At 58.1% G+C, this 17,365-nt stretch carries 14 protein-coding genes; 10 read left to right on the forward strand and 4 right to left on the reverse strand.

The window, feature by feature from the left end; translation table 11 throughout:
- The first annotated feature begins 13 nt into the window (after window positions 1-13).
- The 5 genes from FY206_RS04645 (at window position 14) to fhuB (ending at window position 7,175) form a co-directional block, all read left to right on the forward strand.
- Entirely contained in the window at window positions 14-1,000 is a 987-nt protein-coding gene (locus FY206_RS04645) for a fimbrial protein (protein ID WP_229267842.1), read from the forward strand.
- 205 nt (window positions 1,001-1,205) lie between these two features.
- Complete coding sequence (gene fhuA, locus FY206_RS04650; RefSeq protein ID WP_045889933.1) at window positions 1,206-3,461, forward strand: ferrichrome porin FhuA; 2,256 nt, start codon at window positions 1,206-1,208, stop codon at window positions 3,459-3,461.
- Window positions 3,462-3,511: 50 nt separating this feature from the next.
- Window positions 3,512-4,309, forward strand: a complete 798-nt coding sequence (gene fhuC, locus FY206_RS04655) for a Fe3+-hydroxamate ABC transporter ATP-binding protein FhuC (RefSeq protein ID WP_032644120.1) — start codon at window positions 3,512-3,514, stop codon at window positions 4,307-4,309.
- Window positions 4,309-5,196, forward strand: coding sequence for a Fe(3+)-hydroxamate ABC transporter substrate-binding protein FhuD (gene fhuD / locus FY206_RS04660; RefSeq protein ID WP_045889934.1), 888 nt, complete (start codon window positions 4,309-4,311; stop codon window positions 5,194-5,196). The genes fhuC and fhuD overlap by 1 nt, the downstream gene beginning before the upstream one ends.
- Window positions 5,193-7,175: a Fe(3+)-hydroxamate ABC transporter permease FhuB gene (gene fhuB / locus FY206_RS04665; RefSeq protein WP_032644122.1), complete on the forward strand. Its 1,983-nt coding sequence runs from the start codon at window positions 5,193-5,195 to the stop codon at window positions 7,173-7,175. The genes fhuD and fhuB overlap by 4 nt, the downstream gene beginning before the upstream one ends.
- Window positions 7,176-7,264: 89 nt before the next feature.
- Here fhuB and hemL read toward each other — a convergent pair whose 3' ends face one another.
- Window positions 7,265-8,545, reverse strand: coding sequence for a glutamate-1-semialdehyde 2,1-aminomutase (gene hemL / locus FY206_RS04670; protein ID WP_032644123.1), 1,281 nt, complete (start codon window positions 8,543-8,545; stop codon window positions 7,265-7,267).
- A gap of 112 nt (window positions 8,546-8,657) precedes the next feature.
- Between hemL and clcA the strand changes: the two genes are divergently transcribed.
- Entirely contained in the window at window positions 8,658-10,058 is a 1,401-nt protein-coding gene (gene clcA / locus FY206_RS04675) for a H(+)/Cl(-) exchange transporter ClcA (RefSeq protein WP_032644176.1), read from the forward strand.
- Window positions 10,059-10,143: 85 nt separating this feature from the next.
- Window positions 10,144-10,488 carry an iron-sulfur cluster insertion protein ErpA gene (erpA, locus tag FY206_RS04680; RefSeq protein WP_032644124.1) on the forward strand — a complete coding sequence of 115 codons (345 nt, stop codon included), beginning with the start codon at window positions 10,144-10,146 and terminating at the stop codon, window positions 10,486-10,488.
- Between the two features lie 58 nt (window positions 10,489-10,546).
- On the opposite strand, the gene FY206_RS04685 is transcribed toward erpA, so the two are convergent.
- Genes FY206_RS04685 through mtnN form a run of 3 tightly spaced genes read right to left on the reverse strand, consistent with a single transcriptional unit; the run spans window position 10,547 to window position 12,689 of the window.
- The gene (locus FY206_RS04685) at window positions 10,547-11,170 is read right to left on the reverse strand and encodes a TRIC cation channel family protein (protein ID WP_032644125.1); all 624 of its coding nucleotides are present in this window, start codon (window positions 11,168-11,170) and stop codon (window positions 10,547-10,549) included.
- A 27-nt stretch (window positions 11,171-11,197) separates the two neighbouring features.
- A complete protein-coding gene (btuF, locus tag FY206_RS04690; protein ID WP_032644126.1) occupies window positions 11,198-11,998 on the reverse strand; it encodes a vitamin B12 ABC transporter substrate-binding protein BtuF in 801 nt (266 codons plus the stop codon).
- On the reverse strand, window positions 11,991-12,689 hold the full coding sequence (mtnN, locus tag FY206_RS04695) for a 5'-methylthioadenosine/S-adenosylhomocysteine nucleosidase (RefSeq protein WP_032644127.1): 699 nt from the start codon (window positions 12,687-12,689) through the stop codon (window positions 11,991-11,993). The genes btuF and mtnN overlap by 8 nt, the downstream gene beginning before the upstream one ends.
- An 82-nt stretch (window positions 12,690-12,771) precedes the next feature.
- Here mtnN and dgt point away from each other — a divergent pair, with 82 nt between their 5' ends.
- The 3 genes from dgt (at window position 12,772) to FY206_RS04710 (ending at window position 17,161) form a co-directional block, all read left to right on the forward strand.
- Window positions 12,772-14,286, forward strand: coding sequence for a dGTPase (gene dgt, locus FY206_RS04700; protein ID WP_032644128.1), 1,515 nt, complete (start codon window positions 12,772-12,774; stop codon window positions 14,284-14,286).
- Between the two features lie 131 nt (window positions 14,287-14,417).
- Window positions 14,418-15,857, forward strand: coding sequence for a serine endoprotease DegP (gene degP / locus FY206_RS04705; protein ID WP_032644129.1), 1,440 nt, complete (start codon window positions 14,418-14,420; stop codon window positions 15,855-15,857).
- 146 nt (window positions 15,858-16,003) lie between these two features.
- Window positions 16,004-17,161 carry a CdaR family transcriptional regulator gene (locus FY206_RS04710; protein WP_032644130.1) on the forward strand — a complete coding sequence of 386 codons (1,158 nt, stop codon included), beginning with the start codon at window positions 16,004-16,006 and terminating at the stop codon, window positions 17,159-17,161.
- The last annotated feature ends 204 nt before the right edge of the window (window positions 17,162-17,365 follow it).

Consider the following 17,365-nt stretch of genomic DNA (forward strand, 5'->3'; position numbering starts at 1 on the left):
AATGCGCGTGAATATGCTGGTTAGAAGCTTTATCTCAGTCGTCGTGCTGGCATCCGCCTTGTTGATCCATCCGGCTTTTGCCGAATGTTCCTTCAGCGGTGGGGAAGGCGGCGTCGTGACCTTTCAAATTCCTCAGACCATTATTCTCGACCCCGATACGCCTGTCGGCACCATCATCTATGACAATAACGTCGAAAGCGACCTCATCACGATACACTGCGGTGGCGCAGACGAGAGGATCCGACGCGGCTATTTAACCCTGACGGACGCCGACGCCCGCGAGGACGTTTTGCCCGGGGTTTATAAAACCAACCTGCCGGGTATTGGTATCCGCGCGGCTGCCTCGACCGAGCGGCTCCCCGTCTACACTGAGGATGATTTAGTGCGTCCCTGGCAATATTACGGTTCCATTCATGGCTATTCTGATAATACGGTTACCTTTCGCGCCGCCGCCCAGCTGGTGGTGATCGGTAAAGTTCAGGAAGGGGATGTGGATACCTCGCGCCTGACCGCGCAGGATACGCTAGGCGGGGCCGTGATTGGCGAAATGCGTTTTTCGCCCACCAGCGTTCATATCGTAACCAACACCTGTAACCTGGTTGACCGTAACATTTATGTCCCGCTCAAAACGGTCAACTCGCAGGATTTTGTTGGAGACTACTCCGACATACTGACTGACAGCAGCTTTAAAATTGCAATAAACGACTGCAGGGCGGGGACGAAGGTGGATTATCAGTTTGTCAGCTCGCGATCGACGGGGCTGATTAACGACAATATTCTGGACATTGCCTCCGGCGATGCCGCCGCCCAGGGATTAGGCATTCAACTTCTCGACAACAATAACAATGTGCTGCAGTTCGACCAGACCTATACCGCGTTAACCACCACGGAGGACAACGCGCCCGTGGAGATCCCCCTTAAGGCGCGCTATGTCAAAATGGGGCCGATCAGACCCGGAAAAGTCGAAGCTGTCGCCACGTTCGAGCTGTTTTATCGCTAATGCTACCCACCCGCTGCGGCGGGTTTTGGCGATCCTTTCGCTAACATCATTAACCCCCTGTTTTCATCTGGTTATTTCTTAATCCCTTAATTCTCGTAGGGCCGCTTATTGCTTGCTATGCAACCGGCGTTTCGCCTATTATTCTTGCGCTCATAATAATAATTCTCGTTTACGTTATCATTCACTTTCACATCAGAGATTCAACATGGCGCTTTCCAATACTGCTCAGCCCATTAACACGTCGCGGCGTAAAATCGCGATCGTCGTCGCCACAGCGGTTGCCGGCATGTCGGCGTATGCACATGCTGCCGAAACCCCGAAAAAAGAAGAAACCATTACGGTAACGGCCGCACCAGCAGCACAGGAAAGTGCGTGGGGACCTGCTGCGACGATTGCGGCAAGACAGTCTGCTACCGGCACGAAAACAGACACGCCAATCCAGAAGGTGCCGCAGTCTATTTCTGTCGTCACGGCCGAAGAGATGGCGCTGCACCAGCCTCGCTCGGTGAAAGAAGCCCTGAGCTATACGCCGGGCGTAGCGGTCGGCACGCGCGGTGCGTCGAATACCTATGACTATCTGGTGATTCGCGGCTTTGCGGCCGACGGTCAGAGCCAGAACAATTACCTCGACGGCATGAAGATGCAGGGCAACTTCTATAACGACGCGGTGATTGATCCCTACATGCTGGAGCGCGCCGAAATCATGCGCGGTCCGGTTTCCGTTCTGTACGGCAAAAGCAGCCCCGGCGGTTTGCTGAATATGGTAAGCAAGCGCCCAACCACCGAACCGCTGAAAGAAATTCAGTTCAAGATGGGCACCGACAGCCTGTTCCAGACCGGCTTTGACTTCAGCGATGCAATTGACGATGACGGCGTTTACTCATACCGTCTGACGGGCGTTGCGCGTTCGAATAACTCGCAGCAGGAGGGGAAAGGCGAGCAGCGTTATGCTATCGCGCCATCGTTCTCCTGGCGTCCGGACGACAAAACGACCTTCACGTTCCTCTCTTACTTCCAGAACGAGCCTGAAACGGGCTACTACGGCTGGCTGCCAAAAGAGGGGACGGTCGATCCGCTGCCAAACGGCGATCGTCTGCCGACAAACTTCAACGAAGGCGCGAAGAACAACACCTATTCCCGTAACCAGAAAATGGTGGGATATAGCTTCGACCACGAATTCAACGATACCTTTACCGTGCGCCAGAACCTGCGCTATGCGCAGAATAAAACCTCGCAAAACAGCGTTTACGGCTACGGCATGTGTTCCGATCCGCTTTACTCGAGCAATCCGGCATCCAGCCCTTGCGCGAGCGTTCCTCAGTCGCAGTGGGGACACACGCTGACTCGTCAGTATGTAATTGATAACGAGAAGCTGGAAAACTTCACTGTTGATACGCAGCTGCAGAGCAAGTTCGCGACGGGTTCTGTCGATCATACTCTGCTGACGGGCGTTGATTTCATGCGCATGCGCAATGACATTGATTCGTGGTTTGGCTATGCCGGCTCCGTTCCTCCCTCTGATATCTACAACCTCGATCGTAGCGACTTCGATTTCGGTTCTCATCCTGGACCGTCAGGCGCCTATCAGGTGCTGAACAAGCAAAAGCAGACCGGTATTTATGCCCAGGATCAGATCGAGTGGGATAAAGTCCTGGTGACGCTGGGCGGTCGTTATGACTGGGCCAATCAGGAGTCTTACAACCGCGTGTTGAATACCACCTCCGCGCGTGATGACACTCAGTTTACCTGGCGTGGCGGCGTTAACTACCTGTTTGATAACGGTGTCACCCCTTACTTCAGCTACAGTGAGTCGTTTGAACCGGCTTCTCAGACCGGAGCGAACGGCAACGTCTTTGCACCGTCTAAAGGCAAGCAGTACGAAGCGGGCGTGAAATACGTGCCGAACGACCGTCCGATTGTTGTCACCGGTGCGGTATACCAGCTGACCAAAACCAATAACCTGATGGCGGACCCTGCGGGATCCTTCTTCTCCGTTGAAGGCGGTGAAATCCGCGCGCGTGGCGTTGAGCTGGAAGCGAAAGCGGCGCTGTCGGCGAGCGTGAACGTCGTCGGTTCCTATACCTATACCGATGCGGAATACACCACCGATACGAACTACAAAGGCAATACGCCTGCCCAGGTGCCGAAACACATGGCATCCGTGTGGGGTGATTACACGATGTTTGATGGCCCACTGTCCGGCCTGACGCTGGGTACCGGCGTTCGCTACACCGGCTCCAGCAAAGGCGATCCGGCGAACACCTTCACGGTAGGCAGCTACACCGTGGTTGATGCGCTGGTCAGATACGATCTGGCGCGCGTGGGCATGGCTGGCTCGAACGTGGCGCTGCACGTGAACAACCTGTTCGATCGCGAGTACGTTGCCAGCTGCTTCAACACCTACGGCTGCTTCTGGGGTGCTGAACGTCAGGTTGTCGCCACTGCGACCTTCCGCTTCTAACCGCTCTTTGGGCACGGTTCGCCGTGCCCTTTTTATTTAAGTTGGCTGATATGCAGGATAATCAAACGCAATCCGACACCACCTTCACGCTCAATCATCTCTCCTTTCGCGTACCCGGACGCACGCTGCTGCATCCGCTCTCTCTGACGTTCCCGGCCGGTAAAGTGACGGGCCTGATTGGCCACAACGGCTCCGGTAAATCCACGCTGCTCAAGATGCTGGGGCGCCATCAGCCGCCGTCTGAAGGGGATATCCTGCTGGATGACCAGCCGCTGGAGAGCTGGAGCAGCAAGGCCTTTGCGCGCAAAGTGGCCTATCTGCCGCAGCAGCTGCCGCAGGCGGAAGGGATGACGGTACGCGAGCTGGTGGCGATTGGGCGCTATCCGTGGCACGGGGCGCTGGGACGCTTTGGCGTGGCCGACCGGGAGAAAGTGGAAGAGGCGATTGCGCTGGTGGGGCTAAAGCCGCTGGCGCACCGTCTGGTGGATAGCCTGTCCGGCGGCGAGCGTCAGCGGGCGTGGATTGCGATGCTGGTGGCGCAGGACAGTCGCTGCCTGCTGCTGGATGAACCCACCTCTGCGCTGGATATTGCCCATCAGGTCGACGTGCTGGCGCTGGTACATCGCTTAAGCCAGCAGCGCGGCCTGACGGTTATTGCGGTCCTGCACGATATCAACATGGCGGCGCGCTACTGCGATTATCTTGTGGCGCTGCGCGGCGGCGAAATGATTGCCCAGGGCACGCCGTCAGAGCTGATGCGCAGCGATACGCTGGAACATATTTACGGTATTCCGATGGGTATTCTGCCTCACCCTGCCGGGGCTGCACCGGTGAGCTTCGTCTACTGATGCTGGACAACATGCGCATTAGCCGCCGTCGCCTGCTGACGGCGATGGCCCTCTCACCGCTGCTGTTAAAAATGAATACGGCGCGTGCCGCCGTCGATCCACACCGCATCGTGGCCCTGGAGTGGCTGCCGGTCGAGCTGATGATGGCGCTCGGCGTGACGCCCTACGGCGTGGCGGATATTCCCAACTATAACCTCTGGGTGAACGAGCCGAAGCTGCCGGACTCGGTGATCGACATCGGCCTGCGTACGGAGCCAAACCTTGAGCTGCTTACCCAGATGAAACCCTCGTTCCTGTTCTGGTCTGCGGGCTATGGCCCGTCAGAAGAGATCATGGCGCGCATTGCGCCGGGGCGCGGTTTTTCCTTTAGCGACGGTAAAAAACCGCTGACCGTGGCGAAAAAATCCATAAACGAGATGGCGCATTTCCTCAACCGCGAGGGGGAGGCCAGAAAGCATCTCGACGAATTTGACGCTTTGATTGACTCGCTTAAGCCGCGCTTCGCGCACCGGGGCGATCGCCCGCTGCTGATGGTAACGCTGCTGGATGCCCGCCATGTGCTGGTCTTCGGTAAAAACTGCCTGTTCCAGGAGGTGCTGGACAGCTTCGGCATTCGCAACGCCTGGGAAGGGGAGATGACCTTCTGGGGCAGTACCGCCGTGGGGATCGATCGTCTGGCGGCGTTTCGCGATGTGGACGTGCTGTGCTTCGACCACGGCAACGAACGCGACATGCAGGCCCTGATGGCGACGCCGCTCTGGCAGGCGATGCCGTTCGTGCGCGAGGGGCGCTTCCAGCGCGCGCCCGCAGTGTGGTTTTACGGCGCGACGCTGTCGGCCATGCATTTTGCCCGCGTGCTGGATAACGCGCTGGGAGGCAAATCATGAGTCAGCGTATTGCCCGTTTCCCGCTGCTGCTGCTGTCCGCGCTTTTGCTGGCCGCGCTGGTGCTCACCGGGTTCAATCTCTCGACGGCGTTACCGCGCGCGCAGTGGGGCGTCGCGCTGGCCTCGCCGGATATCGACAATATTCAGCAGATGCTGTTCCACTACAGCCTGCTGCCGCGTCTGGCGATCTCCCTTTTGGTCGGGGCCGGTTTAGGGCTGGTGGGCGTGCTGTTCCAGCAGGTTTTACGCAACCCGCTGGCGGAGCCGACCACGCTCGGCGTCGCGACCGGGGCGCAGCTTGGGATCACCGTCACGACGCTGTGGGCATTGCCCGGCGCGTTAACCTCGCAGTTTGCGGCCCTCGCGGGGGCGTGTGTCGTGGGGGCACTGGTCTTTGGCGTGGCCTGGGGGAAACGCCTTTCGCCGGTTACGCTGATCCTGGCCGGGCTGGTGGTCAGCCTCTATTGCGGGGCGATAAATCAGCTGCTGGTGCTGTTCCATCACGACCAGCTGCAAAGCATGTTCTTGTGGAGTACCGGCACCCTTACCCAGACCGACTGGAGCGTTGTTGAGCGCCTGTGGCCGCAGCTGGTTGGTGGCGCGCTGCTGACGCTGCTGCTGCTGCGTCCGTTAACGCTGATGGGGCTGGATGATGGCGTGGCGCGTAACCTGGGCCTGGCGTTATCACTGGCGCGTCTGGCGGCGCTGGCGCTGGCGATTGTGCTCAGCGCGCTGCTGGTGAATGCGGTGGGGATTATCGGCTTTATCGGGCTGTTTGCGCCGCTGCTGGCGAAAATGCTCGGGGCGCGTCGCCTTCTGGCGCGTCTGATGCTGGCTCCGCTGATCGGGGCGCTGATCCTCTGGCTTTCCGATCAAATTATTCTCTGGCTGGCCCGCGTCTGGATGGAAGTTTCTACGGGCTCGGTGACGGCGCTAATCGGTGCGCCGCTGCTGCTGTGGCTGCTGCCGCGTCTGCGCAGCATCAGCGCGCCCGCGATGGATGCGGGCGATAAGGTTTACGCCGAGCGCCAGTCCGTGCTGTGGTTTAGCCTTGCGGGCCTGGCCGTGCTGTTGCTGGCTTCCTTTGCGGCGCTCGCTTTCGGGCGCGATGCAACCGGCTGGCACTGGGCCACGGGAGATTTACTCAATGAACTGCTGCAGTGGCGCTGGCCGCGCATCTTCGCTGCGCTGATCGCGGGGGTGATGCTGGCGGTGGCGGGCTGTATTATTCAGCGTCTGACCGGCAACCCGATGGCGAGCCCTGAAGTGCTGGGGATCAGCTCCGGCGCCGCCTTTGGCGTGGTGCTAATGCTGTTCTTCGTGCCGGGTAACGCGTTTGGCTGGCTGATGCCTGCCGGGAGTATCGGTGCGGCAGTCACGCTGATGATTATCCTGATAGCCTCCGGTCGCGGCGGGTTTTCGCCACACCGCATGCTGCTGGCTGGGATGGCGCTCAGCACCGCCTTTACCATGCTGCTGATGATGCTGCAGGCCAGCGGCGATCCGCGTATGGCGAAGATCCTGACCTGGATTTCCGGCTCGACGTACAACGCCACCGGCAGCCAGGTGCTCTGGTCCGGAAGCGTGATGCTCGTGCTGCTGGCGATGGTGCCGCTGTGCCGCCGCTGGATGACCATTCTGCCGCTCGGCGGGGAAACCGCGCGCGCGGTGGGAATGGCGCTGACGCCAGCCCGCGTCGCGCTGCTGCTGCTCGCTGCGTGCCTGACGGCGACGGCAACCATGACCATTGGCCCGCTGAGTTTCGTCGGATTAATGGCACCGCACATTGCCAGAATGATGGGATTCCGCCGGACGATGCCGCATATCGTGATGTCGGCCCTGACGGGCGGGGTAATGCTGGTGCTGGCGGACTGGTGCGGAAGAATGGTGCTGTTCCCGTACCAGATCCCGGCGGGGCTGCTGTCGACCTTTATCGGCGCGCCGTATTTTATTTATCTGTTGAGAAAGCAGAGCCGGTAATAAAAGTAAACGGCAATCCTTAGATTGCCGTTTTAGGGTTTGCTCCCTGTGGGAGAGGGTTGGGGTGAGGGTATCACCCCGCACGGACCTTAAAGCTTCGCAAACACCTTACGCGCCGCGTCGATGGTGTTGTTGATATCCTCTTCGCTGTGCGCCACGGACATAAAGCCCGCTTCGAACGCTGACGGCGCGAGGTACACGCCTTCTTCCAGCATCAGGTGGAAGAAACGCTTGAAGCGTTCAACGTCGCACTTCACCACGTCCTGATAGCAGGTCACGGTTTTCGCATCGGTGAAGAAGATCCCGAACATGCCGCCCACGTGGTTGACCACCAGCGGAATGCCTGCCTCTTCTGCGGCTTCCAGCAGACCGTTTGCCAGCTGCGTGGTTCGGTCGGTCAGGGTTTCGTGAATGCCCGGCTGCGCCACCTCGGTCAGGCAGGCAAAACCCGCCGCCATTGCGATAGGGTTACCGGAGAGCGTGCCCGCCTGGTAAACCGGGCCGGTAGGCGCCAGGGCTTCCATCACGTCCTTACGGCCACCAAATGCGCCGACCGGCATACCGCCACCGATGATTTTACCGAGGCAGGTCAGGTCCGGCTCGACGTCATAATAAGACTGGGCACCCGCCAGCGCCACGCGGAAGCCGGTCATGACTTCATCGATGATCAGCAGCGCGCCGAACTCATCGCACAGGGCGCGCAGGCCCGGCAGGAAGTCAGGCTGCGGTGGGATGCAGTTCATGTTGCCCGCAACCGGCTCAACGATAATGCAGGCGATCTCCTGCGGATACTGCTCGAACGCCGCGCGAACGGTGCTCAGATCGTTGTAGGTGCAGGTCAGGGTATGCTTCGCGAAATCTGCCGGTACGCCCGGGGAGTTTGGCTGGCCGAGGGTCAGCGCGCCGGAACCGGCTTTTACCAGCAGACAGTCCGCGTGGCCGTGGTAGCAGCCTTCGAATTTAATGATTTTATCGCGACCGGTAAAACCGCGCGCCAGGCGAATCGCGCTCATGGTCGCTTCGGTACCGGAGTTCACCATACGCACCATATCCATGGTCGGCACCAGTTCAGTCACCAGCTCCGCCATCTTCACTTCCATCTCGGTTGGCGCACCGAAGCTCAGGCCGCGCTGGGCGGCTTCAATCACCGCGTTACGAATGGCAGGATGGTTATGCCCCAGCACCATCGGCCCCCAGGAACCGACATAATCAACGTAGGCTTTGCCATCGACATCATACAGATATGCGCCGTCAGCGCGTTCAATAAACAGCGGCGTGCCGCCCACGCCGGTAAAGGCGCGCACGGGTGAGTTTACGCCACCCGGAATTAGCTCGCGGGCTGCGCTGTAGAGGTTTTCTGACTTGCTCATGGCGTCGTTCCTGATTCGTAGAAATAAGTTTAGGGGGCTATTCTAAGTGATCTACAGGAGGTGTGTCTGGTAAAATCCCGCGGGTTATTTGTATGACGAAAAAGAACAGGTAATGAAAGAAAACTCTCCTTCATTTGAAGAACAACAGTTTACGCGCGCCCAGCACCGAATCAGCATTCGGCGGCTGCTCAATCGCGATAAAACGCCGCTGGCGATCCTGCTTGCCGCTGCCGTGGTGGGAACGCTCGCGGGCCTGGTGGGCGTGGCGTTTGAAAAAGCGGTCAATGCCGTACTCAACTGGCGAGTGGGCGCCGTGGCCATTTTTGCCGACAGCGAATGGCTGGTCTGGGTTTTGGCATTCGGCCTGTCGGCGCTGTTTGCCATGGTAGGGTATTTTCTGGTGCGTAAATTCGCGCCGGAAGCGGGCGGATCGGGCATCCCGGAAATTGAAGGTGCGCTGGAGGAGCTGCGGCCGGTGCGCTGGTGGCGGGTCATTCCGGTAAAATTTATCGGCGGCATGGGGACGCTGGGCGCGGGAATGGTGCTGGGCAGGGAAGGACCAACGGTACAGCTGGGGGGCAACGTCGGCCGTATGGTGGGCGATCTGTTTCGCATGCGCAGCGCCGAAGCGCGCCATACGCTGCTGGCCACCGGTGCCGCGGCGGGGCTTTCAGCGGCGTTTAACGCGCCGCTGGCGGGCATATTGTTCATCATTGAAGAGATGCGCGCGCAGTTTCGCTACAACCTGATCTCGATTAAAGCGGTGTTTACCGGCGTTATTATGTCGAGCATCGTTTTTCGCATTTTTAACGGCGAAGGGGCGGTGATTGAGGTGGGCAAGCTGACCAACGCTCCGGTCAACACCCTGTGGCTTTACCTGATCCTCGGCATGATTTTTGGCATAGTGGGGCCGCTATTTAACACCTTTATCCTGCGTGCTCAGGAGATGTTCCAGCGCATTCACGGCGGGAACACCACGAAATGGGTGCTGATGGGCGGCCTGCTGGGCGGAATGTGCGGCGTGCTCGGCTTTATCGAGCCGAACGCCGCGGGCGGCGGGTTCGGGCTGATCCCCATTGCGGCGGCGGGGAATTTCAGCGTGGGTCTGCTGCTGTTTATGTTTATCTCCCGCGTCATAACGACGGTGCTCTGCTTTTCCTCCGGCGCGCCCGGCGGGATATTCGCCCCGATGCTGGCGCTGGGTACGCTGCTGGGCACCGCGTTTGGTATGGCGGCTGAAGCGGGTTTTCCCGCCTATCATCTTGACGCCGGGACCTTTGCGGTGGCCGGAATGGGGGCGCTGCTGGCCGCTTCCCTGCGTGCGCCGTTGACCGGGATCGTGCTGGTCCTGGAGATGACGGACAATTACCAGCTCATTTTGCCAATGATCATTACCTGTCTCGGCGCGACACTATTAGCCCAGTTCCTGGGTGGAAAACCGCTATACTCCACCATCCTCGCGCGTACCCTGGCAAAACAAGAGGCTGAGCGGGCCGCCACGCAGAATACTTGAATGAATTACCAGGGTATTAGATAATGACACAAAGAATTGGGTGAATTTTGCCCAATGGCAGTAGCAGTATTCATGGGAGCATATGATGAGTGATGATGTAGCTGTGCCGCTGGAGTTTACCGAAGCAGCAGCCAACAAAGTGAAAAACCTGATTGCCGACGAAGACAATCCGGATCTGAAACTGCGTGTTTATATTACCGGTGGCGGCTGCAGCGGCTTCCAGTATGGTTTTACCTTTGACGATCAGGTTAACGATGGCGATATGACTATCGAGAAACAGGGCGTCGCGCTGGTGGTTGACCCAATGAGCTTGCAGTATCTGGTGGGTGGTTCGGTGGATTACACCGAGGGTCTGGAAGGGTCGCGCTTTGTGGTGACGAACCCGAACGCGACAAGCACCTGCGGGTGTGGTTCTTCGTTCAGCATTTAAGCCTGAATGCGGATTGTAGGCCCGGTAAGCGAAGCGCCACCGGGCTTATAAACGACGCCTATCTTGAATTTTCATCCAGGGTAAACGTCGGCAGCTTCAGGTGCCAGCGTATCGCCGCCAGACGAATCACCAGCGTTACGACCATCCCCAGCATCGCGGCATTTTCCAGCGGGATTGCAAAGGTGTAATAGGCGGTCGCGTGAACAATCCCACCCACAATGCAGGCCGTTGCGTAAATTTCAGTACGCAGGATCATCGGCACTTCGCGCGCCAGAATGTCGCGAATGATCCCGCCGCCCACGCCGGTTAATACGCCCATGCAGATTGCCACCATTGGACCGGTGCCCGCATTAAACGCCTTATTGACGCCAATACCGACGAAGACGGCCAGACCGACGGCATCAAGCACCGGCAAGATCCATTTGGGTAAGCGGCGCGGCTGGCGAACCAGCACGATGGTTAACAGGCAGGTGACCATCGCGACCACCAGATCGGTGGGATCTTTCACCCAAAACACCGGGCCATTCGCCAGTGCCATGTCGCGGATCGTCCCCCCGCCGACGGCGGTCACCACGCCCAGCACCAGCACGCCAAACGGATCCATGCGGAGTTTCCCTGCGAGCAGTACGCCGGAGATAGCAAAAACGGCTGTGCCAAGAATATCCAGCCAATAAACGAGCATCGTTAAATCCTCGAAAAAGGTCTTCTGTTAGTGACTCTCTGCCAGCGCGGCACAGAGCTGTTTTGCGGCGAGGATAATACGCGGGCTGGCGCGTTCAAACCAGTCACTGTTGAGGGGTATTACCGGTATTTTTAGCTGCTTTTGCCAGAATTGTTCTATTTTGGGAATTTCGCTCGCATTTCCGACCACGACGATGGCCTGTGGCTGGCGCGCCAGAACCTGCTCACGGCTTACCTGAGGCCACGGCACCCGGCTGGCTGCAAAAATGTTTTCCCCTCCGCAGACTTCCAGCACCTGATTCTGAATCGACCCTTTTCCGGTGGTGAACAGCGGCTGGCTGCCAAACTGCAGGAAGATGCGTTTTTTCACGGAGGTATCATATCGGGATTTCAGCGCGGCATAGTCATTGAGCATCTGGTTCGCCGCGCGCTCGGCTTTTTCAGGGGTAGGGCTATAAGGGGCGAGGGCGCGCAGTGCCTGAGCGACCTGCTCAATGCTGACGGCATCAATCCACATGACCTTAATGCCAAGCGAGGCAAGCTGGTTAACCTGCCGCTCGGCGTTGCCGCCCCGCCAGGCCAGCACAAGATCCGGCTTGAGCGCCACGATGCGCTCAACGTTCATCCCCTGCCAGGTTGCCACTTGCTCAATACCCGCGGCCTGCGGTGGGTAATCCGAAAAGCTGCTTACGCCAACCGGCGCGATCCCGGCGGCAAAGGCCAGTTCCGTATTTGCAGGGGAGAGCGTAATCACGCGCGGTGCGGCATAGAGCCACAGCGGGGCGAGAAGAAGCAGGGCGACCAGCGCCCTGACGGTATGTTTAGCCACGTGCCAGGTTCTGCACCAGGCGTTCCACCATCACGGTGGACTGTTTTGCCGCAACGGTCAGGAACTCGTCGAAGCTGATGTGGGACTGCTGGTCTGCCACGTCAGATATGGCGCGAACCACCACGAACGGTACGTTAAAGTTATGGCAAACGTGCGCAATCGCGGTCGCTTCCATCTCAACGGCCACCGCCTGAGGGAAGTTATGGCGGATTTTTGCCAGCCCAACGGAGCCGTTGATGAAGGCATCACCGCTGACAATCAGGCCGCGTACCGCGTTGAGGTTGAGTTCTGCAATGCAGGTCTCTGCCGCCGCAATCAGCTTGTCGTCAGCTTTAAACCCTGCCGGGCAGCCCGGAAGCTGACCGTATTCGTAACCAAATGCGGTAACGTCGGCATCGTGGTAACGCGCTTCGTCGGAAACCACGATATCACCCACTTTCAGCGTCGGCGCCAGGCCGCCCGCAGAGCCGGTGTTCACGATCACGTCCGGCTTGCAGCGCTCAAGCAGCAGGGTTGCCCCCAGCGCAGCAGCCACTTTACCGATGCCTGATTTCAGCAGAGCCACCTCAACACCGTTCAGCTGGCCGGTGTAGATTTCACAACCCCCCAGAGAGAGGGTCTGACGGTTCTCAATTTTGTCACGCAGCAGCGTAACTTCTTCTTCCATTGCACCAATAATGCCGATTTTCATAGATTTACTCGCGATGTGCCTTGTTAAGATGCATAGTCTATCATGCGGTTAAGGGGAAACGCATTCTCACGCGGGGGAGCACATGTCACCAATCGATTTTCGTACCAAAATTAACTGGCACCGACGTTTCCGTTCGCCGCAGGGCGACAAGAGCGAACATGAGATCCTGCGTATCTTCGAAAGCGATCGCGGGAGAATCATTAACTCGCCCGCCATTCGCCGTCTGCAGCAAAAGACCCAGGTTTTCCCGCTGGAGCGTAACGCCGCGGTGCGCACGCGCTTAACCCACTCAATGGAAGTGCAGCAGGTTGGGCGCTACATTGCAAAAGAGATTTTGAGCCGTCTTAAAGAGCAGCGTTTACTGGAAACCTATGGGCTGGACGAACTGACGGGGCCCTTCGAGAGCATCGTTGAGATGGCCTGCCTGATGCATGACATCGGTAACCCGCCTTTCGGCCACTTTGGCGAGGCGGCTATCAATGACTGGTTTAAGCAGCGGCTTCATCCTTCGGATGCGTTGAGCCAGCCGCTGAGCGATGACCGCTGCACCGTTCGGGATTTACGCCTGCGTGAAGGTGAAGACGGGCTTAACGATCTGCGCCGCAAAGTGCGGCAGGACTTGTGTCACTTCGAGGGCAATGCCCAGGGGATCCGGCTGGTTCATTCCCTGATGCGCATGAACCTGACCTGGGCACAGGTTGGCTGCATTCTGAAATATACGCGTCCCGCGTGGTGGATGGGTGAGACGCCCGCGTCCCACAGCTATTTAATGAAAAAGCCGGGCTATTATCTTTCTGAAGAAGCCTATATAGAAAGGCTACGTAAAGAACTTTCACTGACCCCAAACGGCCGCTTTCCATTGACCTGGATTATGGAAGCCGCGGATGATATTTCCTATTGCGTGGCTGACCTGGAAGATGCCGTTGAGAAAAGAATTTTCAGCGTTGAAGAGCTTTATCAGCATCTTTATGCGGCCTGGGGCACTCATGAAAAAGGCTCGCTGTTTGCCCAGGTGGTCGAAAATGCCTGGGAAAAATCGCGATCGAATACGTTAAGCCGCAGTACGGAAGACCAGTTCTTTATGTATTTGAGGGTTAATACATTAAATAAGCTGGTGCCGTATGCGGCGTCGCGCTTTATTGATAATTTGCCGCTCATCTTCAGCGGGGAATTCAACCACGCGCTGCTGGAAGACGACAGCAGCTTCAGCCAACTCCTTGAGCTTTATAAACATGTGGCGATGCGGCATGTATTCAGCCATCCGGATGTCGAGCAATTAGAACTGCAGGGCTATCGGGTCATCAGTGGCTTACTGGAAATTTATTCCCCGCTGCTCCAGCTGTCGGCCGACGAATTCAGCGAGCTGGTGGAACACGAGCGCGTGCGCCGGATCCCGATTGAATCGCGGCTTTATCAGAAACTCTCTACCCGGCATCGTCTGGCGTATGTCGAAGCGATTGGCAAACTGGATCGCCATTCTACCCAATGGCCGGTGATGGAATATTATTATCGCTGCCGTCTTATCCAGGACTATATCAGCGGCATGACCGATTTGTATGCCTGGGATGAATACCGCAAGCTCATGGCGGTGGAATAACGTCGGAGTTTTGTAAAGACGGCCAATAAATTTTTACCTTTTCCATAAACTTATCGCCGGAACTAAGCGGTATAAAACGAATCTGAGTTACACAGCAATTTTGCGTTACCTGTAAATCGAGATTGAGAAACATGAAAAAAACCACATTAGCAATGAGTGCACTGGCTCTGAGTTTAGGTTTAGCGCTGTCTCCTCTGACTGCTACTGCAGCCGAGACCGCGTCGTCGGCAGCAACCGCGCAGCAGATGCCAAGCCTGGCACCGATGCTCGAAAAAGTGATGCCATCGGTGGTGAGTATTAACGTTGAGGGTAGCACGACCGTCAATACGCCGCGTATGCCGCGTAACTTCCAGCAGTTCTTCGGTGACAACTCACCGTTCTGTCAGGACGGTTCGCCATTCCAGAGCTCGCCGTTCTGTCAGGGCGGCGGTGCCGGGGATGACGGCCAGAGCGGCGGCGGCCAGCAGCAGAAATTCATGGCGCTTGGTTCAGGGGTGATTATTGATGCCGCTAAAGGCTACGTCGTCACCAATAACCACGTTGTTGATAACGCCAGCACCATTAAGGTTCAGCTGAGCGATGGCCGCAAGTTCGACGCCAAGGTGGTGGGTAAAGATCCGCGCTCCGACATCGCGCTGATTCAGATTCAGGATCCAAAAAACCTGACGGCGATTAAGCTTGCCGACTCCGACGCGCTGCGCGTCGGGGACTACACCGTGGCGATCGGTAACCCGTTCGGTCTGGGTGAAACCGTGACTTCGGGCATCGTCTCTGCGCTGGGCCGTAGCGGCCTGAACGCAGAGAACTACGAGAACTTTATCCAGACGGATGCGGCGATCAACCGCGGTAACTCCGGCGGTGCGCTGGTGAACCTGAACGGCGAGCTGATCGGTATCAACACCGCGATCCTGGCACCGGACGGTGGAAACATCGGTATCGGCTTTGCTATCCCGAGCAACATGGTGAAAAACCTGACCGCGCAGATGGTGCAGTACGGCCAGGTGAAACGCGGCGAGCTCGGTATCCTCGGTACGGAACTGAACTCCGAGCTGGCGAAGGCGATGAAAGTTGACGCCCAGCGAGGGGCATTCGTCAGCCAGGTGATGCCGAACTCCTCTGCGGCAAAAGCGGGCATTAAAGCAGGCGACGTGATCACCTCCCTGAACGGTAAGCCGATCAGCAGCTTTGCCGCCCTGCGCGCCGAAGTGGGCTCAATGCCGATTGGCAGCAAAGTGACCCTTGGCCTGCTGCGCGACGGTAAGCCGGTTAACGTGAGCCTGGAGCTGCAGCAGAGCAGCCAGAATCAGGTGGATTCCAGCACCATCTTCAGCGGTATTGAAGGGGCTGAGATGAGCAACAAAGGCGCAGATAAAGGCGTGGTGGTGAACAACGTGAAAGCGAACTCACCGGCAGCCCGTATCGGCCTGAAAAAAGGCGATGTGATCATGGGGGCTAACCAGCAGCCGGTGAAAAACATCGCTGAACTGCGCAAAATTCTCGACAGCAAGCCGTCCGTGCTGGCGCTGAATATCCAGCGTGGTGATACCTCTATCTACCTGCTGATGCAGTAATCCTCTTAAGCCCCTGCGCGCAGGGGCTTTCTCGTTTCTGTGACGCCTGGCACAACTCCATACATCTTTCCCTCTCTTTGTGCATTCGCACAATGCAGCCGATACTGAACTTCCCTATGCTTGAGCTCTGCTCACAGGAGGGTTGCATGGCTGGCTGGCATCTTGATACCAAAATGGCACAGGATATCGTGGCGCGCACCATGCGCATCATTGATACCAATATCAACGTAATGGATGCCCGCGGGCGCATTATTGGCAGCGGCGATCGCGAGCGTATTGGTGAATTGCACGAAGGTGCGCTGCTGGTGCTTTCTCAGGGGCGGGTCGTGGATATCGACGATGCGGTAGCGAAACACCTGCACGGCGTCCGCCAGGGCATCAACCTCCCGCTGCGCCTTGAAGGCGAGATTGTCGGGGTCATCGGCCTGACCGGCGAGCCGGAGTCTCTGCGAAAATACGGCGAGCTGGTCTGCATGACGGCAGAGATGATGCTGGAGCAGTCGCGCCTGATGCACCTGCTGGCTCAGGATAGCCGCCTGCGTGAAGAGCTGGTGATGAACCTTATTCAGGCGGAAGAGCATACGCCTGCACTCAGCGAATGGGCGCAGCGTCTGGGGATCGATCTGAACCAGCCGCGCGTGGTGGCGGTCATTGAGGTCGATAGCGGTCAGCTTGGCGTGGACAGCGCGATGGCCGAGCTGCAGCAGCTGCAAAATGCGCTGGCGACGCCGGAGCGCGATAACCTGGTGGCGATCGTTTCTCTGACGGAAATGGTGGTGCTCAAACCGGCGCTCAATGCGTTTGGCCGCTGGGATGCCGACGATCATCGTCGTCGCGTGGAGCTGCTCATCTCCCGCATGAAGGAGAATGGCCAGCTGCGTTTTCGCGTTGCGCTGGGCAACTACTTTACCGGGCCGGGCAGTATCGCCCGCTCCTGGCGTACCGCGCGCACCACCATGATGGTGGGCAAGCAGCGGATGCCGGAGAGTCGGAGCTACTTCTATCAGGATCTGATGCTGCCGGTGCTGCTCGACAGCCTGCGCGGGGGCTGGCAGGCCAACGAGCTGGCGCGGCCCTTAGCGCGTCTGAAAGCCATGGACAACAACGGCCTGCTGCGCCGGACGCTGCAGGCGTGGTTCAGCCATAACGTGCAGCCGCTGGCGACGTCAAAAGCGCTGTTTATCCACCGCAATACCCTGGAGTATCGGTTAAACCGAATTTCGGAGCTGACGGGGCTGGACCTGGGGAATTTTGACGACAGGCTGCTGCTGTACGTGGCGCTGCAGCTGGACGAGCAGCGGTGAGGTTATTTTGCCGGGTGGCGGCTTCGGCCTACATCATGGTTTTCACCCTCTACCTGTGGGCTGAGGGATCCCCACAAAATATTGCCTGCACGGACGACCCCCTCTCCCTTGAGGGAGAGGGCTGGGGTGAGGGGGAACATACGGCTGTGGATGTCATTCCGTTCACTTTATGTTCCTTGCTACTCTGTAACGACATGACCGGTG

This window comes from Enterobacter chengduensis (assembly GCF_001984825.2).
GTDB lineage: Bacteria > Pseudomonadota > Gammaproteobacteria > Enterobacterales > Enterobacteriaceae > Enterobacter > Enterobacter chengduensis.